A 20531-nucleotide genomic window follows, 5' to 3' on the forward strand; every position below is an offset into this window, starting at 1 on the left:
GCGGCACCTCGCATTGTTCCGCTCCCGCTCAGGATCGTGCCTGCGGGAGCGCCTTGCCAGATCGAGCTTATTCGGGTTGGATTCCGCGCACAATGTCTGCCGATCGGGAGGAGAGCACCGATGAGCGCCCAGCAGGACCTGTCCAACGAGGCCCTTCTGCTGCGGGAGGAGAGGGACGGCGTGGTGACGCTCACCCTCAACCGGCCGGCGCAGTTCAATGCCCTGTCGGAGGAGATGCTGCAGGCCCTCCAGGAGGCGCTCGATCGCTTGGCGCAGGACGAGGCGGTGCGCTGCGTGGTGATCGCGGCCGCCGGCAAGGCCTTCTGTGCCGGGCACGACCTCAAGCAGATGCGCGCCCATCCGCGCCAGGATTATTACGAAGCCCTGTTCGCGAAATGCAGCCGGGTGATGCAGGCCATCGTCCACCTGCCGGTGCCGGTGATCGCCCGGGTGCACGGCATGGCAACCGCCGCCGGATGCCAGCTGGTGGCATCCTGCGACCTTGCCGTGGCCGCCGAGAGCGCCACGTTCGCGGTCTCGGGCATCAATGTGGGGCTGTTCTGCTCCACGCCGGCGGTGGCGCTCTCCCGCAACGTGTCGCCGAAGCACGCCTTCGACATGCTGGTCACGGGCCGCTTCATCTCCTCCGCCGAGGCCCTGTCCTTCGGCCTCGTCAACCGGGTGGCTCCGGATGCGGATCTCGACGGGGCCGTTGCAGCCTTGACCGCCGACATCTGCGCGAAAAGCCCTGTGGCGATCCGCACCGGCAAGGCCATGTTCGGCCGCCAGCGCTCCATGGGCCTGGAGGAGGCCTATGCCTATGCGAGCAGCGTCATGGCCTGCAACATGATGGCCGAGGATGCCGCGGAGGGCATCGACGCCTTCATCGAAAAGCGCAAGCCGGTCTGGAAGGGGCGCTGACACGCCCCTTCTTCAACTCGCGGCCTTGTGGGCCCGCGCCATCTCCCGCAGCTGGAACTTCTGGATCTTGCCCGTGGAGGTCTTGGGCAGCTCCGTGAAGATCACCGTGCGCGGGCACTTGTAGGAGGCGAGGTTCTGCCGGCACCAGGCGATGATGTCCTCGGCCGAGACGGAGTGATCGGGCTTCAGCTCCACGAAGGCGCAGGGGGTCTCGCCCCATTTCTCGTCGGGCATCGCCACCACGGCCGCAGCCTGGATGGCCGGGTGTTTGTAGAGCGCGTCCTCCACCTCGATGGAGGAGATGTTCTCGCCGCCTGAGATGATGATGTCCTTGGAGCGGTCCTTCAGCTGCACATAGCCGTCGGGGTACTTCACGCCGAGATCGCCGGAATGGAACCAGCCGCCCTCGAAGGCCTTGGCGGTGCCCTTGGGGTTCTTGAGATAGCCCTTCATCACCACATTGCCGCGGAACATCACCTCGCCGAGGGTCTGCCCGTCCGCCGGAACGGGTTGCATGGTCTCCGGGTCGAGCACGTCGAGGGCTTCCAGCACCGGATACCGCACGCCTTGGCGCGCCTTCTTCGCCGCATACTCGGCAGGCTCCAGCGCATCCCATTCCTCGTGCCACTCGTTCACCACGGCCGGACCATAGACCTCCGTCAGGCCGTAGAGGTGGGTGACGTCGAAGCCTGCGGCCTTCATCGCCGCGAGCACGGCTTCCGGCGGCGGGGCTGCGGCGGTCATGAATTTGACCGTGTGCGGCACCGGCCGCCTTTCGGCATCGGCCGCATTGAGCAGGGTGGACATCACGATGGGCGCGCCGCACAGATGGGTCACCTTGTGATCTGCAAGCGCATCGTACATGGGCTTGGCGCGCACGGCGCGCAGGCACACATGGGTGCCTGCCACGATCGAGAGCGACCAGGGGAAGCACCAGCCGTTGCAGTGGAACATGGGCAGCGTCCAGAGATAGACCGGATGCTGTCCCATGGCGGCCGTGAGGATGTTGCCCATGGCGAGCAGGTAGGCGCCGCGATGGTGATAGACCACGCCCTTCGGGTCGCCCGTGGTGCCGGAGGTGTAGTTCAGCGCGATCGCATCCCACTCGTCCCGCGGCGGGACCCACGCGAAATCCGGGTCTCCGCCGGCGACAAGCTCCTCATACTCCATCGTGCCGAGGCGCTCGCCCGCGCCGGAGAACTCCGGGTCGTCGTAATCGATGACCAGAGGCTTGTTGGCGCTCAAGGCGAGCGCTGCCTTGATGGTGGCGGAGAACTCCCGGTCCGTGATGAGCACCTTCGCCTCGCTGTGCTCCAGGGAGAAGGCGATGATCTTGGCATCGAGGCGGGTGTTGAGGGTGTTGAGCACGGCGCCGGTCATCGGGACGCCGTAGTGGCATTCGAGCATGGCCGGCGTGTTGGGCAGCATCACGGACACCGTGTCTCCGCGCCCGATGCCGCGCTGGGCCAGGGCCGAGGCCAGGCGGCGGGACCGGGCATAGAAGTCGCGGTAGCTGCGCCTCAGCGGGCCATGAATGATGGCGATCCGGTCCGGGTGAACAATCGCCGCCCGCTCCAGAAAGGTCAGGGGCGTGAGCGGCTGGTAGTTCGCCGGGTTCTTGTCGAGATTCGTGTCGTAGATGCTCGAGGCCACGGTGCTTCCTCCCCCCTCGACCTGCAAGTATCCTCGCAGGGCAAAGGCCTGACAATTCGACCAAATGTCAGCGCAGCGACGATCAGGCTGCGTGCGGTTTCAGCCTTGGGCGGCCGCGACAGCCTGCTTCGCCTTGGCCGTGATCGTATCCCAGGCCTGCGCGCGGATGTCGGAGGTCGAGCAGATCCAGGAACCGCCGGCGGCCACGACGTTGGGAAGGGCCAGCCAATCCTTGACGTTCTTCTCGTCGATGCCTCCCGTCGGGCAGAAGCGGGCCTGCGGGAAGGGACCAGCCAGCGCCTTCAGGGCCGGAATGCCGCCCGCCGCAACGGCAGGGAAGAACTTGACCGTCTGGAAGCCATGGGCCAGGGCCGCCATGAGTTCGGAGGCCGTCGCGATGCCGGGGATGAACGGCATCGCGCTGCGGGAGGCTGCCTGGAGCAGGTCTGGCGTGGCGCCGGGGCTCAAGGCATAGCGGGCGCCGAGCGCCTGCGCCCGCTCCAGGTCTTTCGGCGTCAGAACCGTGCCGATGCCGACGATGGCCTCCGGGACCTCCCGGATGATGGCAGCTGCGGAATCGGCAGCCGCCGGCGTGCGCAGCGTGATCTCGAGAAGCCGCAGCCCACCCGCCACGAGGGCTCGTGCGAGGGGGACCGCATCCTCCACCCGTTCGAGCGTGATGACCGGAACGATGGGGCCTGCCCGGAGGAGATCGGCCAGCGTCCTGTCGCGGGAGGAGGCGAGAGCCGTCAGGTCTTGATCCATGAAGATGCTCCTTGAAACGAATGGCGGTGTTCGGCCTATGGCATCGCCTCGCGCGGGATGATCGCGCCGCGATGGCGCACGACCTGACCCGCGAGACGGTGACCGGCGGCGGCTGCGTCGTCGGGGTTCTTTCCGGAGAGACGCGCATGGAGATAGGCCGCCGCGAAGCTGTCTCCTGCTGCCGTGGTGTCGACCACGTCCTCGGCAGGCTCGCCCTTCACGACGAATTCTTCGCCCTTCGACAGCACGCGGCAGGTGAGATCCGGATATTTGAGGACGATCTCGGCCTTGTCCGCGAAGGCCAGAAGATCCTGCGTGCCCTTCTCGCCGAACAGAAGGTCGAGATCCTCCGTGGAGGCGAGGATGATGTCGGCATGGGCAAAAGCCTTGCGGAATGCGGCGCGCGCAACCTCAGGGTCCGGCCAGCCGCGGGGGCGGAAGTTCGTGTCGAAGGCGACGCGCCGTCCCTTCGAGCGTGCGTCCTGAAGAACGGCGAACAGGCGCTCCCGCCCCTCGTCGCCGTAGAGCGAGAGCGAAATGCCGGAGAGATAGATCAGATCATAGGCGGCCATCGCCGCGATGGTGCTCCCGCCTTCCGGCACATGGAAGAGCAGGCGTGCCGCGGCCGTATCGCGCCAGTAGGAGAAGCGGCGCTCGCCCTTTGCATCGGTCTGGATGATGTAGAGACCGGGCAGGCGCCCGGGCAGGCGCAGGACCTGGCTCGTGCCGACGCCCTCGCTGTTCCAGGCCGCGATCAGCTCGTCGCTCCAGCTGTCGTCGCCCAGGGCCGTGACGTAGTCCACCTGTGTTCCCAAGCGCGCGAGATAGACGGCGGTGTTGAGGGTATCTCCGCCGAAGCCGCGGGACAGCCGCCGATCGGCTTCCTCCCGAAGCTCGATCATGCATTCACCGATGCAGGCAACCTTGGTCATGCTTTCCCCGTGGCTTTTCGCATTCCCGCAAGGGAATATGGCGAGCCTGGGCTGGTTGTCGATCTAAATCTGCAGGGTGCGGATGCTCAGCCCAAGGGCTTCCGGGAATGCGGCGGAGGAGGCGGGAGCCGTTGCCGGATGCGCCTTCGGGCGTGATTCTCCTTGTGAGAAGGGCCATGAGGTCCCGCGAGACGCATGACGATGCCTGCAACATCGTGAACCGCATGGGGCCGGAGCAGCATTGAAGCCCGGCTTGACGAGAAATCGACAAGTATCCCTGGCTATTGTGCGTAAAACCGACTTTGCCACTTTAAATCTTGAATGAAACCGCTAATGAGGATCTGCTGTCTTATGCATTCACCGTCAAAGAGAAGGAGTTCCTGATGGCCAAGACTGCAACCAAGGTTTCGTCCAAGAAGGCCCCGGCCAAGAAGGCTGCGGCGCCCAAGGCTGCAGCAAAGGCAACGTCGAAGACCGCGAAGGCGCCTGCCAAGGCCGCCAGCAAAGCGGCTTCGGCCAAGGCTTCGACGAAAGCGCCTGTGAAGAAGACCGCGAAGGCTTCCGCCGGCTCCGCCTCTCCGATCCTGACCCTGCGCAACATCGCAGACCGTCTCTCCGAGATGCACGAGCTGCCCAAGCGCCAGGCCAACGAGATGCTGAACCAGGTGGTCGAGATGATCGCCAAGAGCCTGAAGAAGGGCGACAAGATCCGTCTCACGGGCCTCGGCATCCTGCAGGTGCGCAAGCGCGCCGCCCGCATGGGCCGCAACCCGCAGACGGGCGAGCCCGTGAAGATCAAGGCCTCGAAGAAGATCGCCTTCCGCGCTGCCAAGGATCTCAAGGACGCGATCTGAGCCGTTGCGCTCCTGAGAGCTCCCCACCATCGCGGGGGAGAGCTCAAAATCCTCGTCCCAGAGCAAGGCAGGTTTCTGCCTTGCTTTTTTGTTGACCGCTTCCGGTGCTTGGCTCCCGGTCGATTCAGCGTGGTGCGGCCCTAGAACAGCAGGGTGCACGACGATCGTCCTCAGCCGGAGCGCCGCTCCAGAATCATGCCGGTCATTCTCGGGCGTCTGGCCATTGCATTGCTGTTGGGGGTGGCCGTCACGGGAGGGTTGGTCTGGCGAGGCGTTCTCGACATCCCGAACAGGCTCAATCCATTCGCGCCCCTGAAGATTGCCGACGAGGTCAACTGGCTCACCCGTCGCAAGCTCGCCCGCCTCGAGCGCGATGGCGGGCAGTGCCTTGCCGTCCTCGCCGAGTCGCAGGTTTCGCACAGACCCTTGCCAGATCGCCCATCGGATGGGGGTTGCGGGCTGTCCAATGCGGTCGAGGTGTCCCGCTCTTCAGTGATGCTGAGCCGGGACTTCACGGCCACCTGTCCGCTGACGGTGGCTTTCGCCCTGTTCGAGCGGCATGTCCTGCTTCCTGCAGCCCGGGAGCATCTCGGGCAGGAGGTGGCGCGGGTCATGCATCTTGGCACCTACGCCTGCCGGAACATCAATCACCGCGCCCGCGGCCGGCGCAGCGAGCATGCCACGGCCAATGCCATCGATGTTTCAGGCTTCATCCTCGCCGACGGACAACAGGTGAGCGTGAAGGAGGATTGGAGGGGCGACGATCCGCGTCGGTCTGCGTTCCTGCGCGCGTTGAGAGATGGCGCCTGCCGCTTCTTCGATGTGGTGCTGAGCCCCGACTACAACGAGGCTCACGACGACCATTTCCACTTCGACATGGGGCCCTACCGAGCCTGCCGGTAGGGAGACCGGCCCTGAGCAGGGCCGGGCATCAGTTCATCGCGTAGCTCGGCGCCTCGCCCATCTGAGCGGCCTTGGCGGCCAGCAGCAGGGCCTCGCCGAGTTCCCGCGCATGCTCGGGGGTCATGGCGACCGGCATCTGGCGGCGGATGCCGCGCTCGTATTCCTCGGGAGTCGTGGCGAGTTCGATCACCATCATTGCATCGCGCCCGTCGAGCGTGCCGACGGAGAAGCTGGTGAGTGCGCCGATCAGGTCCATGTCAGGTTTCATCTTTTGCCCCTTGCGTAGCGTAAGTAATTATTACCCGATCCTCCCGATGCCTGTCTGCTCTGCATACAGAGAGTGGATTTTGTTACGTTCCCGAACGTTCTGGGGAATGCTGGATGCAGGCGGAGGGCCAGCCGCGTGTTTTTACGTCCGCCCGACGCATCAAAAGCCCATCTGCTGCGTTGACAGGCCGCACTCTTGGCACGGCGGACCGAGGATCGGGAGCCGGGAGCGGAGGTGGTCATGCTGAACAGGCTCCTGGGTACTCTCGCATTCCTCCTTCTGGCCGGCGATGGTGCGGCCGGGGAGCCTCCGAGGCCCGATACGCAGTTCGATGTGGCTCTCGTGATTGCCGTGGACGTCTCGTCCTCGATGGAGGGAGAGGAGCAGGGTCTTCAGCGCAGAGGCTTCATCGAGGCCTTCCGCTCCGCCCTCGTGCACGAGGCCATCACGAACGGCCTGAATGGGCGCATCGCCGTCACTTACGTGGAATGGTCGGGTGTGAGGGACCAAAAAGTGCTCGTTCCCTGGACGATCATCGATGGTCCCGAGAGGGCGAGTGCCTTTGCCGACGAACTCTCCCGTCAGCCCATCCGCCAGGCCGGGATGACGTCGATTTCCGGCATCATCGACTACGGCCGCAATCTGTTCGCCCAACTGGGCGGCGCTCCGCTCCGAAGCGTGATCGACGTGTCCGGCGACGGGCCCAACAACGACGGCCGGCACGTCACCTATGCGCGCGACGACGCCGTGGCCGATGGAATCGTCATCAACGGCCTGCCGATCATGTTCCGGCGGGGTTCAGGCGGCGCGGAACTGGAAGACCTCGATCTCTACTTCAAGGAATGCGTCGTCGGCGGCGCGGGCGCCTTCGTGCTTCCCCTCCACGATCCCGAGCAGTTCGCCATGGTCATCCGAACGAAGATCATGCGCGAGATCGCAGGGCTTGACGATCTCGTCCCGCGCGTGATCCCGGCGCAGACGAGCATGCCGGCCATGAACTGCGTCACGGGAGAAAGGCGCAAGCAGGAGGATCTGCTGAGCCAGGAGAAGAAGCCGTAGCGGGCGCGAAGGGAGGACCGGCACCCGATCGGCGCCGGTCCCTCAATATGTCACTTCATCAGTCCTGCCGACCGCAATGCCTTCGTGATGACGGCGCCGATGTCGAGATGCGAAGGCTCGGGCCGATCGCGTTCGCGAGGGCTCTCGATCCTTGTGGTGGGCGGAGTTGCCGAAGGCCCCGGCTTCGGCTCCGGCCGGGCTGCCGATTGCGGCGCATGGCTCCAGGCCGCTCTTTCGGATTCCCCAGTGAGCCCCCAGAATTCGGCGATCCGATGGCTCGACGAGATGCCGACATCGAGCAGGAACGGGCCGGCCGCGCCATAGCTGTTCTCGCCGGAGCCGACGGCGAGCGGCGTGCCGTGCCCCATCCCCGAGATCACGTATTCCTCGATGACTTCCGTGCCCGTCGCATCCGTCCAGACGCGGCGCAGGTGGCCGTCGACCGTCTCGGTGTCGCTGGGGTTGGACTTGAGGTCATGGACATCCGTCCATTGCTTGATGATCTCGCCCGCATTCATCGGCTTCACGGTGGTGTCTGCGCTGCCGTGCCAGACGGAGACCTTGGGCCACGGTCCCCGATGGGGTGAGGCGCTGCGGACGAGGTCTCCCCATTCCTGCGCCGGTCGGGTCTGGCCCTGGAACATGCATTCGAAAGCCTCGGGGACGCTGGTGGCGCAACGATAGGGAAGACCGGCGATGATGGCGCCAGCCGCGAACACATCCGGGTAGGTGGCGAGCATGGTCGCGGTCATTGCCCCACCGGCCGAGAGCCCGGTGACGAAGACGCGGCTGCGATCCACATTGTGCTGCTTGATCGCATGCTCCACCATCTGCCGGATCGAATAGGCTTCGCCCCTGTCGCGCTCGATATCGCCAAGCTGAAACCAGTTGAAGCAGCGTTTCGGGTTGTTGGATTCCTGCTGCTCCGGGTAGATCAGGATGAAGCCGTAGCGGTCCGCCAGGGCGGACCAGCCCGACCCGTGGTCGTATCCTGCTGCCGTCTGGGTGCAGCCATGCAGCACGACCACGAGGGCAGGCGAGGGGGGCAGCTCCCGCGGCACGTAAGCCAGCATGCGCAGATCTCCCGGATTGGGGCCGAATCCGTGCAGTTCCGTCAGGCGGCTTGGAGCAGGCGGGGCCTTGAACGAGGCTGACGCCCCGTTCGACTTTTTCATGGCGGCTTCCCACTGGCGGCGGTAGCGCGCCAGTTGAGGGATGATCTGGCCTAAGCGTTGCATTATCGATGGGCCCTTTCGGGTAAGGTTGGCTTGAGAGAACGCCTTATATGGGGCCTTTGTTGCAATGCACAATGCTTATGCTGCGATGCGATATAGGGGCGGATCCGGCCGGTTGCGTCCGTCGTAGCGGACGGGACGCGCCGCCTGCATCCTCTGAAGGCGGAAGCCGAGGGCGCCTCCCGGCGGCGCACGGAGCAGGCGGATGCTCTACCCGCCGTTCGGGCGCCACGGCGGAAACAGAAGATCGGGCTATCGTGGGAAGGCGGGAGCCGCCTTCCCACGATAGCCATGCATGGTTCTACGGGCGCTTGTCGGACGAGCGCTTCTTGTCCTTCGGCCGCTTGTAATCCTTGGGCTTCTTGCCCTCCTTGGCGGTCTTGCGCGCAGGATGGGCGCCCCGCTCCTTGGGGCCGTGAGCCTTCGGGCCGCCCCATGGTTTCGCATCCCGCGGCTTGCCGTGGCCTGCATCCGCCGGCTCGATGCGGATATCCTCGTCATTGGCCTTGCGCGCGGCGGCGGCGAATTTCGGGGCGTGGGACTTCACGATCTCGAACTTCGTCTCCCGGTCGAAGATCTTGATCGAGCCGATCTCCTTCTTCGTCACGTGGCCGAGGCGGCAGATGATCGGCAGCAGCCAGCGGGGATCCGCGTTGTTGCGGCGGCCGACGCTCATGCGGAACCACACCATGTCCTCGGACGACCGCTCGAAACCGCCCTCCGACGCACCACGGTCCCGCTCCTTGAAGCCGCGGGTGCGCTCTTCGGTCCGCTCGCGCTTGTCCTTGCGCTGGCGCGGCTCGCGATCCGAGCCCGCATCGACGATCTCTTCCGGCGCTGGCAGGCGGGCACGATGGAACTTCACCAGGGCGTTGGCGATCTCCTCGGCCGAACGCTCGGCCAGAAGCGCCCTGGCCATGGCAAGGTCCTCTTCGGTCGCCTCTTCCGCAAAGATCGGATCCTGCATCAGGCGCTCGCGGTCTTTCAGGCGGATCTCGTCCGCCGAAGGAGCGCCGGCCCAGGTCACATCGACGCCCGCCATGTCGATCAGCCGTTCGGCCTTGCGGCGGCGGGTATAGGGCACCAGCATCACGCAGACGCCCTTGCGCCCGGCGCGGCCCGTGCGGCCGCTGCGGTGCAGGAGCGTCTCGTGGTCGTTCGGCAGGTCGAAGTGGATCACGAGGCCCAGATCCGGCAGGTCGATGCCGCGGGCCGCCACGTCGGTCGCGACGCAGACGCGGGCGCGCCCGTCCCGGAGGGACTGCAGCGCGTTGCTGCGCTCGTTCTGGGTCAGCTCGCCCGAGATCGCGACGGCCGCGAAGCCGCGCTCGATCAGGCTCGCATGGAGGTGCCGCACCGCCTCGCGGGTATGGCAGAACACCATGGCGCCGCGGCTCTCGTAGAAGCGCAGCACGTTGACCACCGCATGCTCGACCTCGTTGGGCGCACAGCGGATCGCCCGGTACTCGATGTCGCCGTGGGGCTCGTTCTCGACCAGGGTGTCGATGCGGTGTGCCTCGCGCTGGTAGCGGCGCGCCAGGGTGACGATGTTCTTCGGGAGCGTCGCGGAGAACAGCAGCGTGCGGCGCTCCTCCGGCGTCGCATCGAGGATGAACTCCAGATCTTCCCGGAAGCCGAGATCGAGCATCTCGTCCGCCTCGTCGAGGACGACGACCCGCAGCTTCGAGGTGTCGAGGCGCCCGCGCTCCAGGTGATCGCGCAGGCGTCCCGGGGTGCCGACCACGATGTGGCAGCCATCCGCCAGCGCCCGCTGCTCGCGGCGCACGTCCATGCCGCCTACGCAGGAGACGATCCGGCCGCCGGCCGGGCCGTAGAGCCAGACGAGCTCCCGGTTGACCTGAAGGGCGAGTTCCCGGGTCGGCGCGATGATGAGGGCGAGAGGCTCGCCGGGAGCCCCGAAGCGTTCCGCGTCGCCCAGGAGGGTCGAGGCCATGGCGAGGCCGTAGGCGACCGTCTTGCCCGAGCCGGTCTGGGCGGAGACGAGCAGGTCGCGGCCGAGGGCCTCAGGCGCCAGAACGGCGGCCTGGACGGGGGTCGGGTCGTTGTAGCCTCGATCGGTGAGGGCGCGTTCGAGGCTGGGATTGGTCTTGGGAAAGGGCATGAGAAGGGGCTGAACCGTTTGTGGGGAGCCTCACGGACTCCGGTAAGAATGATCAGCCGGAGGCAGCGGCATCGTCTATCTCGTCGATGGATACCAGGAACACGACATCGATATCGAGACCGTTGTCATCGTCTTCGTCGTTGTCGTCGACCTCGTCCTCTTCGTCCAGGGCTTCATAGAAGGCGTCGATCTCGTCCTCCGATGCGGGCCGTGTCGTCAAGGCAGCTGAGCCGTCCCAAAGGGAGCGGCCCTCGCTCTTAAACGACTTCAGGTCGTCTTTAAAGCTCTCGCTGAGGAAGAGTTCGCGGGCCTGATCCTCGTCCGCATTCGTTACGGCAACCGCTTTGTCAGCTATCTCCAGGGTGACCATGGCTCGTCCTTCGCCAGTGCAGGTGGGCCCACGTCACTAACGCTCAAGCCGAAAATTGGATCAAAAGCGACCGCGCACGGGCTGTGAAGCCCTGGAAGGGTGTGAAAAGCCCTTAAGACCAGTATGGACAGGAAGCGACCAATATGAGACCAGTTAAGCCGTGAACATCACAGGTGCCACACCCTCTTTCCGGTTCCTGGACCGGCTTTCCCTTGCAGGTTCCCGCGTCAACGAAGACGGCGCCGGGCTGAAGGGGCGCTTTGCCTGGGTGATCGACGGCGCCACGGGCCTTTCGGACGAGCGGCTGACCTCCGGGGGGAGCGATGCGGCCTGGCTTGCCGGACGCATCGACGATCGGCTGGCATCCTGCTCCGGCGACGAGAGCGCGGACGGGCTCCTGGACCGCCTGGAGGCCGATGTGGAGGCCGCTTTCCGGGAAGAGACGACCCATGCCGCGGCGGTTCCCGACCACCACGCCCCCTCCGCCTGCCTGGGCTTGATCGAGGCGGCTCCGGGCGATGGGAGCCGCATCCGGGTTCGGGGGCGCTTCCTGGGCGACGTGATCGCGCTCGTGCCCTCGCAGGAGGGGATCGTCCGATGGAGCGACGAGCGCGCCAAGCCGTTCGAGCACAAGACCCTGGCTGCCCTCGGGGCGCAGGGGCACGAACCGGGGCTGATCCCCGAAGCGGTGAGGCGCCAGATCCTGGAGAACCGCACCAAGCTCAACAGGCCTGACGGCTATTGGGTGGTGAACCCGCTGCGGCCCTGGGCGGGGCAGGAGCTGCGCTTCGAGGCGCAGGTCCCGTCAGGCGCGCCGATCGTGCTCGCCACCGATGGGTTCATGCGCCTCGTGGACGTTTTCGCGGCCTACTCGGACGAGGCGCTGCATGCGCGGCTGGCCGCCGGGCAGGGGCGCGAGCTGATGCAGGAATTGCGGGAAAGGGAGCGAGACGATCTCATGTCAGGCGCGTATCCTCGTGTTAAAACCCATGACGACGCGACCTTTCTCGTGATTGCAGCCGAGCCACGCGGCTGAGGAATTCCGCAGGGCCTTCCGGCAAGGGCGCCCTGCGGTGGGAGGACAAGAACTAACCATGAGGGAAACGAGAATGAAACTGACCCGCCGCATTCTGATGGCCGCCGCCGCCGGCAGCGTGCTGTTCTCGGGCACGGCCGCCATGGCCCAGACCGAGCTGACGTTCTGGAGCTGGCGCCAGGAAGACCGCGCCTTCTACCAGGACACCATCAAGAAGTTCCAGGAGAAGAACCCGGGCATCACGGTCAAGTTCGAGACCTATGCGCCCGAGAACTACCAGACGATTCTCTCCACGGCGCTCGCCGCCGGCCGGGGCCCGGACGTGATCCAGGTGCGCGCCTACGGCAACCTCGAGACCATCGCGACTCCGGGCTACCTGCTCGCCCTCGACGGGCAGAACGTGCCGGAGCTGGCGAACTTCCCTGAAGCGGCGCTCGCGGCCGAGACGCTGCGCGCCGACGGCAAGGTCTATGCCGTGCCCTTCGCCATGCAGGCCCAGCTCGTGGTCTACAACAAGAAGATCTTCAAGGATAACGGCCTGAACCCGCCGAAGACCTGGGACGAGCTGATGACGCTTGCCCAGGCGCTGAAGGCCAAGAACATCACGCCCTTCGCCAACGGCACGGCCACCGCCTGGCAGAACGAGACCATCGTCGGAGGCCTGCTCTCGTCGATGCTCGGCAAGCAGTTCGAGGCCGACATCGTTTCCGGCAAGGCGAACTTCACCGATCCGCGCTTCGTCAGCGCGCTGGCCAAGCTCAAGGACGTGAGCCAGTACTTCTCGCCCAACTTCACCGGCGTGGACTACCCGTCCTCGCAGCAGCTCTTCGTGGCGGGCCGTGCGGCCATGTTCGCGGGCGGCTCCTACGAGGTGGCGAACTTCAAGAACCAGAACCCGACCCTCGACATCGGCGTGTTCCCGTCCCCCGTTCTGAAGGCGGGCGACCAGCACCTGATCGCCACCTATTACGATGGCGGCTATGCGGTGAACGCCAAGACCGAGAAGAGGGATGCGGCGCTCAAGTTCGTGCGCTTCCTGGCCACGCCCGAATACGGCACCGCCTTCACCAACACCCTGAAGAACCTGTCGCCGATCAAGGGCATCAAGATCGAGGATCCGATCACGCAGGAGGTGGCGAAGCTCGCCGAGAACTCCATGTCCTACCTGATGCTCGTGCGCTTCCGCTACCAGGAGCCGAGCGGCTCGGTGCTGCTGCAGTCGAACGTGCAGAAGATGCTCGCCGGCCAGCAGACACCGGAGCAGGCCGCGGCCGAGATCAACAAGGGCATCGCGACCTACTACAAGCCGTTCCAGAAGTAAGCTTTTGCTAAAAGAGGCGGCGAACGCACCCGTTCGCCGCCTCTTGAGTTCTGACAAACGCATCCGAAAGCCCTCATCCTGAGGAGGTGCGTCAGCACCGTCTCGAAGGATCAGGGCGTATCCAGTGCTCACTGGATCCTCCTTCGAGACGCAGACTTCGTCTGCTCCTCAGGATGAGGGTGTTGTTCGTGGGAATTCACCCTTTAAGGTCCCGTCCATGCTCGTCTCGAACAAACAGGCTCCGTCGCTGAAGCGGCAGTTATGGGTGGCGTTCCTCGTCGTGCCGCCCATCGCGTTCATGTCGCTGTTCGTCGTCTACCCGATCCTGTCGGCCTTCGCCTACGCCTTCTACGATTGGCAGGGCCTGGCGCGCGGCGAGTTCGTGGGCCTCAAGAATTTCAGGGAGGTGCTGTTCGGCGCCACCATGGCGCCCGTGGTGTGGAACGCCTTCCTGCACAATGTCTATGCGCTGATCGCGCTCATGGTCATCCAGAACGGCGGCGGGTTCTTCCTGGCCTGGCTGCTCTACAAGGAGCCCTTCGGCTTCCGCTTCCATCGGGTGGCGGTGTTCGTGCCGGTGGTGCTCTCGACGATCATCGTGGGCTTCCTCTGGAAGCTCTTTCTGAATCCCAATTTCGGAATCGTGAACCAGGCGCTCTACTCGCTCGGCCTCGATGCGCTCGCAAAGCCGTGGCTTGGGGATTCCTCGACGGCTCTGGGTGCCCTCATCCTCGCCAATGCCTGGCACTTCGTGGGCTTTCCGACCCTCGTCTATCTCGCCGGCATGCAGCGCATTCCCCCCGAGATCATCGAGGCGGCGCGGCTCGACGGCACCAGCGAGTGGCAACTCCTGAAGAACATCGTGTGGCCGCTGGTGGCGCCGAGCACCACCATCCTCTTCACGCTGCTCTTCATCGGCGCCTTCAACTGGTTCGAAATTCCTTACGTCATGGTGGGCCTCGACGGATCGCCCTTCGGCTCCACCGACGTGCTGGGCCTCGTCTTCTATCGCACGGCTTTCGGCAACCAGAGCGCCAGCATCCAGAATTTCGGCCTGGGCTCGGCTCTCGCCACGCTCCTCTTCCTCTTCATCGTCGTCTTCGCGTCCATGCTGACCCTGTGGCTGCGCCGTCGGGAGATCCAGTTTTGACCGCCATCGCCTCCGATCCGCCCGCCACGCGCCAGTCGCTGTCCTTCGCGTTCCTCGCGCAGGTCATCCTGATCGCCAACTCCTTCATCATGCTCTATCCGGTCGTGGTGATGGTGCTCTCCGCCTTCAAGACCACGGGCGAGATCTTCGAGCATCCTTTCGCGCTGCCCGATTTCACGCAAGTCGGGAACTTCGCCAAGGTGCTCGGCGAGACTTCGATGCCGACCTACTTCGTCAACTCGATCCTGGTGACGGGGGCTTCGGTCATCCTGATCCTGGTGCTCGGCACCATGGCGGGCTATGCGGTGGCGCGCTACGAATCGCGCACGAACACCATCATCCTGCTGTTTTTTCTCGCCGGGTTGATGCTGCCCCTGAAGCTCGCGGTCATTCCGCTCTTCATCCTGCTGCGGGATCTGGGGCTGCTGGACAGCCGCTGGAGCCTCATCGTCACCTACACGGCCATCGGCCTGCCCTCGGCCGTGTTCATCATGGCGGGCTTCCTGCGCACGCTGCCCTCGGAGCTGGAGGATGCGGCCCGCATCGACGGCGCATCAGAGCCCCGCATCATGTGGTCGGTGATGCTGCCCCTGGCGCGCCCGCCCATGGCCATCGCAGCGATCCAGAACGCCGTGCCGATCTGGAACGACTTCTTCTTCCCGCTCGTCTTCATCCAGACCGACGCGCGGAAAACCCTGCCGCAGGGGCTGACCACCTTCATGGGCGAGTACACCACCGACTGGGGCATGCTGTTTGCCGGCCTCACCATCGCGGCGGCTCCCATTACGCTCCTCTACATCGCCCTGTCGCGCCAGTTCATCCAGGGCATGACGGCGGGCGCGGTGAAGTAGGATGCAGATCCCGAAGGGCGCCCTCGTCGTCTCCTGCCAGGCCCGGGCCGACAACCCGCTTCACGGCCCCGTCTACATGTCTGCCATGGCCCGCGCGGCGGAGGCCGGCGGCGCCCGGGGCATCCGCGCCAATGGTGCGGACGACATCAAGGCGATCCGCGCCGTGACGGCTCTGCCGATCATCGGGATCGCGAAGGTGTGGGACGACCGCTTTCCGGTCTACATCACGCCGGGCTTCGCCCAGGCTACCGAGATCGCGGCCGCGGGCGCCGACATCGTCGGCCTCGACGCCACCGCGCGCCCGCGGGACGGGGAGCCCGTGGAGCGCCTGATCGGGCGCATCCGGCGCGAGCTCGGCCGGGAGGTCTTTGCCGATATCGCGACCCTCGAGGAGGGCCGGGCGGCCCATGCCGCCGGGGCCACCTACATCGCGACCACGCTCTCCGGCTACACGGAGGAGACGGCGTCCCGCAAAGCCGAAGGGCCCGATCTGGAGCTTCTGTCCGCTCTCGTGGCCCAGGTTCCGGCGCCCATCGTGGCGGAGGGCCGCTTCGACACGCCGGATCTCGTTGCGGAAGCTTTCAGGCGCGGGGCTCATGCCGTGGTGGTGGGGACCGCGATCACCAATCCGCGCGAGATCACGCGAAAGTTTGTTCAGGCGGCATCCTGAGCGCCCGAGAGGCAAGTTTGTAACGGAAACGTGAGAGCACCTCTGGCGTTCTCGGGTGTACCCATTCACAATGGGTTCCAACCGAGGTGACGCCGTGCTGATCCGCCGCCCTTCCGACATCCCGCCCTCCGAGATCACGCCTCGGGAGGTCTATTTCACCCGCCGCCAATGGATGGCCGGTGCGGCCGGGCTTGCCCTTTCAGCAGCCCTGCCGAGAGGTCTGGAGGCGGCCCCGTTGCCGGCGGCCAAGAGCCCCTTCTCGACGGACGAGAAGCCGACGAGCCGCGAGGACGTCACGAGCTACAACAACTTCTACGAATTCGGCACCGGCAAGGAGGACCCCGCCGCCAGGGCCAAGTCGCTGAAGACGTCGCCATGGACGGTCAAGGTGGACGGCCTGGTGAACAAGCCCGCCGAGTTCGCCATCGAGGATCTGATCAAATCCTCGGCGCTGGAAGAGCGCATCTACCGCATGCGCTGCGTCGAGGGCTGGTCCATGGTGATCCCCTGGGTCGGCTTCCCGCTGGCGGATCTCATCAAGCGGGTGGAGCCCTTGGGCAGCGCGAAATACGTGGCGTTCGAGACGGCCTACCGGCCCGAGGAGATGCCGGGGACGGACTCCCTCTTCCCGGTTCTCGAATGGCCCTATGTGGAGGGTCTGCGCCTCGACGAGGCCATGCATCCGCTCACCATCTTGGCGGTCGGGCTCTACGGCGAGACCCTGCCGAACCAGAACGGCGCGCCCATCCGCCTCGTGGTGCCGTGGAAATACGGCTTCAAGGGCATCAAGTCGATCGTGCGCATCAGCTTCGTCGAGAAGCAGCCGGCAACCTCCTGGAACAAGCAGGCGCCCAACGAGTACGGCTTCTATGCCAACGTGAACCCGAACGTGGACCATCCCCGCTGGAGCCAGGCCACGGAGCGGCGCATCGGGGAGGGCGGTCTGTTCGTGAAGCGGCGTCCCACGCTCATGTTCAACGGCTATGCCGACCAGGTGGCGAGCCTCTACACGGGCATGGACCTGCGGAAGTTCTACTGATGGCGGGCAGAGCCTCCGCGCCCGGTGCAGCGAAGGGCTTGGCCCTGCCGCAGGTGCCGAAGATCCTCGTGTATGTCGTCGGCTTCATCCCGGCGATATGGCTGTTCTATGCCGGGATCATGGACCGGCTCGGCGCCGATCCCATGCGTTATCTCGAGCAGGCGCTCGGCCTTTGGGCGCTGCGCTTCCTCGTCGCCACGCTCGCGATCACGCCGCTGCGGCAGCTCTTCAACATCAACCTGCTGCGCTACCGCCGGGCCATCGGGCTGCTCTCGTTCTACTACGCAGCGCTGCACCTCATCACCTACCTCGTGCTCGACCAGGGCCTCGATATGGCTGCCATCGTGGCCGACATCGTCAAGCGGCCCTACATCACCATCGGCATGGCGACCTTCGTCGTCCTCGTGCCTCTCGCCGTGACCTCCAACAATGCCGCGATCCGGCGCATGGGCGGGCAGACCTGGGCCAGGCTCCACCGCCTCGTCTATGTGGCCGCCGTCGGGGCGGTGCTCCACTACATCCTCGTGGTGAAGTCCTGGCCGCCGGAGCCGCTGGTCTATGCTGCCATCGTCGCCGTGCTCCTCGGCTACCGGCTGGTCCGCTCCCTGGTGAAGAAGCCGTCGCGCCGGCGCACCGCTTGAAGACCGGGCCCACTCGGCTAGGATGCGCCGGACAAGAGCAGGGCTTCTCCTTTGAACGGCAGCATCATCGATCGAGCGGGCTTCATCGTCGGCGCATTGGCGCGGGTGCTCCTGATTGGGCTGGCATGGGCGAGCCTCGCGCTCCCAGGTGGGGCTTCGGCCCAAGCGCGAGATGTGGTGGTCTTCGCCGCGGCCAGCCTGAAGAACGCGCTCGACGATGCCGCCGCCGTCTGGATGCGCGACACCGGCAGGCGGGTCGTGGCGTCCTATGCGGCGAGCAACGCGCTCGCCAAGCAGATCGAAGCGGGAGCCCCGGCCGACATCTTCTTCTCCGCCGATCCCGACTGGATGGATTATGCGGCCTCCAAAGGACTGATCCGGCCTGAAAGCCGCATCAGCCTCCTCGGCAATTCCCTTGTGCTCATCGCGCCGAAGGAATCCGCGATGCAGGTCGAGCTCAAGCCGGGCTTCGATCTCGCGGCTCTCCTCGGCAGCCAGCGATTGGCCATGGGCCATGTGAATGCGGTGCCGGCCGGGAAATACGGCAAGGCGGCGCTCGAACATCTCGGCGCATGGGCGGGCGTGAGGGACAAGGTCGCTCAGACCGAGAACGTGCGCGCGGCGCTGCTGCTCGTCTCCCGCGGCGAGGCGCCTCTTGGAGTTGTCTACAAAACCGACGCCATCTCCGATCCGAACGTGGCCATCGTTGCGACCTTTCCGGAAGGCAGCCATCCGCCGATCGTCTATCCCGTGGCGCTGACGAAGGACTCCGCCCATCCCGATGCGGCGGCGCTCCTCGCCTTCCTCCGCTCCGACAAGGCCCGCCCCTTCTTCGAAAAGCAGGGCTTCACTCTGTTGAACAAAGCGGGCTCGGGCTCGTGATGGAGGGGCTTTCACCGGAAGAATGGACGGCCGTTCGCCTGAGCCTGAAGGTCGCCCTCGCGGCGATGGCGGCAAGCCTCGTTCCCGGGATCGCCATCGCCTTTCTGCTGGAGCGCGGGCGCTTCTGGGGGCGGCAGGCGCTGGATGTGCTCGTGCATCTGCCGCTGGTTCTGCCGCCTGTCGTCGTCGGCTGGTTCCTGCTCGTCGGCTTCGGGCGGCGCGGCCCCATCGGATCGTTTCTCGCCGAGCAGTTCGGCATCGTGTTCTCGTTTCGCTGGACGGGCGCGGCGCTTGCCTGCGCCATCATGGGCTTTCCCCTGCTGGTGCGCGCCATCCGCCTGTCCATCGCCTCCGTCGATCGCCGGCTCGAGGATGCGGCGGGCACGCTCGGCGCGCATCCCGTCTGGGTCTTCCTCACCGTCACGCTGCCGCTCATCCTGCCCGGCATTCTCGCCGGCATGGTCCTGTCCTTCGCCAAGGCGATGGGGGAGTTCGGCGCCACGATCACCTTCGTCTCCAACATTCCCGGCGAGACGCAGACGATCCCGAGCGCCATCTACGCCTATACGCAGGTGCCGGGAGGCGAGGGCGGCGCCATGCGCCTGACGTTCGTGTCCATCGCGATCTCCATCGGGGCGCTCTGGCTGTCCGAGTGGATGGCGCGGCGGGTGCGGCGGGCGCACGCGCCATGATCCTCGACGTCGACATCCGGCACCGGCAGGGGGCGTTCGCCCTCGAGGCGCGCTTCCAGTCGAGCGGGCGGCTGACCGCGCTCTTCGGCCCCTCCGGCTCCGGCAAGACGACGATCGTGAATGCCATCGGCGGGCTCCTGCGGCCGGATCACGGCCGCATCGCCGTGCAGGGGCGAGTGCTGGTCAGCACGGCGCAGGATGTCCATGTGCCCAAGCACCGGCGGCGTATCGGCTATGTCTTCCAGGAGGGGCGCCTCTTCCCGCATCTCGACGTGCGGCGCAACCTGATGTTCGGGCGATGGTTCACGCCGAGGGCCGAGCGCAGGGCGAACTTCGAGCATGTGGTCGATCTTCTCGGCATCGCGCATCTGCTCGACCGCCGCCCCGCGACCCTTTCCGGCGGCGAGAAGCAGCGCGTCGCCATCGGCCGCGCCCTGCTCGCCGATCCCCAGCTCCTGCTGATGGACGAGCCGCTGGCTTCTCTCGACGAGGCGCGCAAGGCCGAGATCTACCCTTACATCGAGCGCCTGCGCGACGAGGGCGCGGTTCCCATCGTGCTCGTCAGTCACTCCGTGGCCGAGATCGCGCGGCTGGCGACCGCCATCGTCGTGCTGCAGGAGGGGCGCGTGGTCGCCTCCGGACCCGCTCCCGATATCCTGCGGCACACGAGCGTCTTCACGCAGGCCGGCCTTGCGGAAGCCGGTGCGCTGATCGAGGCGCATGTGCTGCGCCACGAGGACAGGTTCGGCCTGACCGTGCTGCAGGCCCGGGCCGGCACCCTGACCGTTCCGCGGCTCGGGCATCCGGTCGGATCGCGGCTGCGCGTCCGCCTTCGCGCCCGCGACATCATCCTCTCCGTCAGGCCGCCCGAGGGGCTGAGCGCCCTGAACGTGCTGCCGGGCCTCATCGCATCCCTCGACGAGGCGGAGGAGGCGAGCGTTGACGTGCAGCTCGCGTGCGGCGGCGATCTCATCGTCGCCCGCGTGACCCGCAAGTCCGTGGAGGAGCTCGGCCTCAGGCCGGGCCTCCCGGTCCACGCCATCATCAAGAGCGTGGCCTTCGATTCCGAGGCCCTTGGCGGCGCCGGGCCGGAGTCTATGTGAGACTGGAGCCTTTGAGCTTGCACGGACGGCAGGGCCGTGTAGCCTCTCCGGCCTGTTTTTCCCT

At 66.0% G+C, this 20531-nt stretch carries 21 protein-coding genes; 14 read left to right on the top strand and 7 right to left on the bottom strand.

Features of this window, described 5'->3' with window-relative positions:
• The first annotated feature begins 120 nt into the window (after positions 1 to 120).
• Entirely contained in the window at positions 121 to 921 is an 801-nt protein-coding gene (locus GR303_RS06315) for an enoyl-CoA hydratase (RefSeq protein ID WP_161723526.1), read from the top strand.
• A 12-nt stretch (positions 922 to 933) separates the two neighbouring features.
• Here GR303_RS06315 and GR303_RS06320 read toward each other — a convergent pair whose 3' ends face one another.
• The 3 genes from GR303_RS06320 to GR303_RS06330 all read right to left on the bottom strand — a co-directional run bounded on the left by GR303_RS06320 (position 934) and on the right by GR303_RS06330 (position 4271).
• Complete coding sequence (locus tag GR303_RS06320) at positions 934 to 2574, bottom strand: AMP-binding protein (RefSeq protein WP_161723527.1); 1641 nt, start codon at positions 2572 to 2574, stop codon at positions 934 to 936.
• A 99-nt stretch (positions 2575 to 2673) separates the two neighbouring features.
• Positions 2674 to 3339: a bifunctional 4-hydroxy-2-oxoglutarate aldolase/2-dehydro-3-deoxy-phosphogluconate aldolase gene (gene eda / locus GR303_RS06325; protein WP_161723528.1), complete on the bottom strand. Its 666-nt coding sequence runs from the start codon at positions 3337 to 3339 to the stop codon at positions 2674 to 2676.
• 35 nt (positions 3340 to 3374) lie between these two features.
• Entirely contained in the window at positions 3375 to 4271 is an 897-nt protein-coding gene (locus tag GR303_RS06330; RefSeq protein ID WP_161723529.1) for a sugar kinase, read from the bottom strand.
• Between the two features lie 383 nt (positions 4272 to 4654).
• Here GR303_RS06330 and GR303_RS25285 point away from each other — a divergent pair, with 383 nt between their 5' ends.
• Entirely contained in the window at positions 4655 to 5125 is a 471-nt protein-coding gene (locus tag GR303_RS25285) for an HU family DNA-binding protein (protein WP_161723530.1), read from the top strand.
• 195 nt (positions 5126 to 5320) lie between these two features.
• Positions 5321 to 6028 carry an extensin-like domain-containing protein gene (locus tag GR303_RS06340; protein ID WP_161723531.1) on the top strand — a complete coding sequence of 236 codons (708 nt, stop codon included), beginning with the start codon at positions 5321 to 5323 and terminating at the stop codon, positions 6026 to 6028.
• A 28-nt stretch (positions 6029 to 6056) separates the two neighbouring features.
• Here GR303_RS06340 and GR303_RS06345 read toward each other — a convergent pair whose 3' ends face one another.
• On the bottom strand, positions 6057 to 6296 hold the full coding sequence (locus tag GR303_RS06345; RefSeq protein ID WP_161723532.1) for a hypothetical protein: 240 nt from the start codon (positions 6294 to 6296) through the stop codon (positions 6057 to 6059).
• A 240-nt stretch (positions 6297 to 6536) separates the two neighbouring features.
• Between GR303_RS06345 and GR303_RS06350 the strand changes: the two genes are divergently transcribed.
• The gene (locus tag GR303_RS06350) at positions 6537 to 7355 is read left to right on the top strand and encodes a DUF1194 domain-containing protein (RefSeq protein ID WP_161723533.1); all 819 of its coding nucleotides are present in this window, start codon (positions 6537 to 6539) and stop codon (positions 7353 to 7355) included.
• 50 nt (positions 7356 to 7405) lie between these two features.
• Here the strand turns inward: GR303_RS06350 and GR303_RS06355 are convergent, their stop codons facing one another.
• The 3 genes from GR303_RS06355 to GR303_RS06365 form a co-directional block, all read right to left on the bottom strand.
• Positions 7406 to 8593 (bottom strand): extracellular catalytic domain type 1 short-chain-length polyhydroxyalkanoate depolymerase, encoded by a 1188-nt coding sequence (locus GR303_RS06355; RefSeq protein WP_161723534.1) that lies wholly within the window; start codon positions 8591 to 8593, stop codon positions 7406 to 7408.
• Positions 8594 to 8891: 298 nt separating this feature from the next.
• Positions 8892 to 10712 (bottom strand): DEAD/DEAH box helicase, encoded by a 1821-nt coding sequence (locus GR303_RS06360; protein WP_161723535.1) that lies wholly within the window; start codon positions 10710 to 10712, stop codon positions 8892 to 8894.
• Between the two features lie 52 nt (positions 10713 to 10764).
• Positions 10765 to 11082: a hypothetical protein gene (locus GR303_RS06365; RefSeq protein WP_161723536.1), complete on the bottom strand. Its 318-nt coding sequence runs from the start codon at positions 11080 to 11082 to the stop codon at positions 10765 to 10767.
• A gap of 160 nt (positions 11083 to 11242) precedes the next feature.
• Between GR303_RS06365 and GR303_RS06370 the strand changes: the two genes are divergently transcribed.
• The 10 genes from GR303_RS06370 to modC all read left to right on the top strand — a co-directional run bounded on the left by GR303_RS06370 (position 11243) and on the right by modC (position 20467).
• Positions 11243 to 12118 carry a hypothetical protein gene (locus GR303_RS06370; RefSeq protein ID WP_161723537.1) on the top strand — a complete coding sequence of 292 codons (876 nt, stop codon included), beginning with the start codon at positions 11243 to 11245 and terminating at the stop codon, positions 12116 to 12118.
• A 73-nt stretch (positions 12119 to 12191) separates the two neighbouring features.
• Positions 12192 to 13439 (top strand): extracellular solute-binding protein, encoded by a 1248-nt coding sequence (locus GR303_RS06375; protein ID WP_161723538.1) that lies wholly within the window; start codon positions 12192 to 12194, stop codon positions 13437 to 13439.
• Positions 13440 to 13656: 217 nt separating this feature from the next.
• Positions 13657 to 14589, top strand: coding sequence for a carbohydrate ABC transporter permease (locus GR303_RS06380; RefSeq protein WP_161723539.1), 933 nt, complete (start codon positions 13657 to 13659; stop codon positions 14587 to 14589).
• Positions 14586 to 15440: a carbohydrate ABC transporter permease gene (locus GR303_RS06385; protein WP_161723540.1), complete on the top strand. Its 855-nt coding sequence runs from the start codon at positions 14586 to 14588 to the stop codon at positions 15438 to 15440. Before GR303_RS06380 ends, GR303_RS06385 begins: the two co-directional genes overlap by 4 nt.
• Before the next feature lies 1 nt (position 15441).
• Positions 15442 to 16110, top strand: a complete 669-nt coding sequence (locus GR303_RS06390) for an N-acetylmannosamine-6-phosphate 2-epimerase (protein WP_161723541.1) — start codon at positions 15442 to 15444, stop codon at positions 16108 to 16110.
• 70 nt (positions 16111 to 16180) lie between these two features.
• Positions 16181 to 17149, top strand: coding sequence for a protein-methionine-sulfoxide reductase catalytic subunit MsrP (gene msrP / locus GR303_RS06395; RefSeq protein WP_201751934.1), 969 nt, complete (start codon positions 16181 to 16183; stop codon positions 17147 to 17149).
• On the top strand, positions 17149 to 17790 hold the full coding sequence (gene msrQ / locus GR303_RS06400) for a protein-methionine-sulfoxide reductase heme-binding subunit MsrQ (RefSeq protein WP_161723543.1): 642 nt from the start codon (positions 17149 to 17151) through the stop codon (positions 17788 to 17790). Before msrP ends, msrQ begins: the two co-directional genes overlap by 1 nt.
• 51 nt (positions 17791 to 17841) lie before the next feature.
• The gene (gene modA, locus GR303_RS06405; RefSeq protein WP_425487112.1) at positions 17842 to 18672 is read left to right on the top strand and encodes a molybdate ABC transporter substrate-binding protein; all 831 of its coding nucleotides are present in this window, start codon (positions 17842 to 17844) and stop codon (positions 18670 to 18672) included.
• Positions 18672 to 19364, top strand: a complete 693-nt coding sequence (gene modB, locus GR303_RS06410) for a molybdate ABC transporter permease subunit (RefSeq protein WP_161723544.1) — start codon at positions 18672 to 18674, stop codon at positions 19362 to 19364. The genes modA and modB overlap by 1 nt, the downstream gene beginning before the upstream one ends.
• Positions 19361 to 20467, top strand: coding sequence for a molybdenum ABC transporter ATP-binding protein (gene modC / locus GR303_RS06415; RefSeq protein ID WP_161723545.1), 1107 nt, complete (start codon positions 19361 to 19363; stop codon positions 20465 to 20467). The genes modB and modC overlap by 4 nt, the downstream gene beginning before the upstream one ends.
• The last annotated feature ends 64 nt before the right edge of the window (positions 20468 to 20531 follow it).

Source organism: Microvirga arsenatis, from assembly GCF_009910705.1.
GTDB lineage: Bacteria > Pseudomonadota > Alphaproteobacteria > Rhizobiales > Beijerinckiaceae > Microvirga > Microvirga arsenatis.

Coding starts and splice junctions, on each gene's coding strand:
- GR303_RS06315 (WP_161723526.1), top strand. CDS start 121: ATGAGCGCCCAGCAGGACCTGTCCAACGAGGCCCTTCTGCTGCGGGAG.
- eda (WP_161723528.1), bottom strand. CDS start 3,339: ATGGATCAAGACCTGACGGCTCTCGCCTCCTCCCGCGACAGGACGCTG.
- GR303_RS06330 (WP_161723529.1), bottom strand. CDS start 4,271: ATGACCAAGGTTGCCTGCATCGGTGAATGCATGATCGAGCTTCGGGAG.
- GR303_RS25285 (WP_161723530.1), top strand. CDS start 4,655: ATGGCCAAGACTGCAACCAAGGTTTCGTCCAAGAAGGCCCCGGCCAAG.
- GR303_RS06340 (WP_161723531.1), top strand. CDS start 5,321: ATGCCGGTCATTCTCGGGCGTCTGGCCATTGCATTGCTGTTGGGGGTG.
- GR303_RS06345 (WP_161723532.1), bottom strand. CDS start 6,296: ATGAAACCTGACATGGACCTGATCGGCGCACTCACCAGCTTCTCCGTC.
- GR303_RS06350 (WP_161723533.1), top strand. CDS start 6,537: ATGCTGAACAGGCTCCTGGGTACTCTCGCATTCCTCCTTCTGGCCGGC.
- GR303_RS06355 (WP_161723534.1), bottom strand. CDS start 8,593: ATGCAACGCTTAGGCCAGATCATCCCTCAACTGGCGCGCTACCGCCGC.
- GR303_RS06360 (WP_161723535.1), bottom strand. CDS start 10,712: ATGCCCTTTCCCAAGACCAATCCCAGCCTCGAACGCGCCCTCACCGAT.
- GR303_RS06365 (WP_161723536.1), bottom strand. CDS start 11,082: ATGGTCACCCTGGAGATAGCTGACAAAGCGGTTGCCGTAACGAATGCG.
- GR303_RS06375 (WP_161723538.1), top strand. CDS start 12,192: ATGAAACTGACCCGCCGCATTCTGATGGCCGCCGCCGCCGGCAGCGTG.
- GR303_RS06380 (WP_161723539.1), top strand. CDS start 13,657: ATGCTCGTCTCGAACAAACAGGCTCCGTCGCTGAAGCGGCAGTTATGG.
- GR303_RS06390 (WP_161723541.1), top strand. CDS start 15,442: ATGCAGATCCCGAAGGGCGCCCTCGTCGTCTCCTGCCAGGCCCGGGCC.
- msrP (WP_201751934.1), top strand. CDS start 16,181: ATGGGTTCCAACCGAGGTGACGCCGTGCTGATCCGCCGCCCTTCCGAC.
- msrQ (WP_161723543.1), top strand. CDS start 17,149: ATGGCGGGCAGAGCCTCCGCGCCCGGTGCAGCGAAGGGCTTGGCCCTG.
- modB (WP_161723544.1), top strand. CDS start 18,672: ATGGAGGGGCTTTCACCGGAAGAATGGACGGCCGTTCGCCTGAGCCTG.
- modC (WP_161723545.1), top strand. CDS start 19,361: ATGATCCTCGACGTCGACATCCGGCACCGGCAGGGGGCGTTCGCCCTC.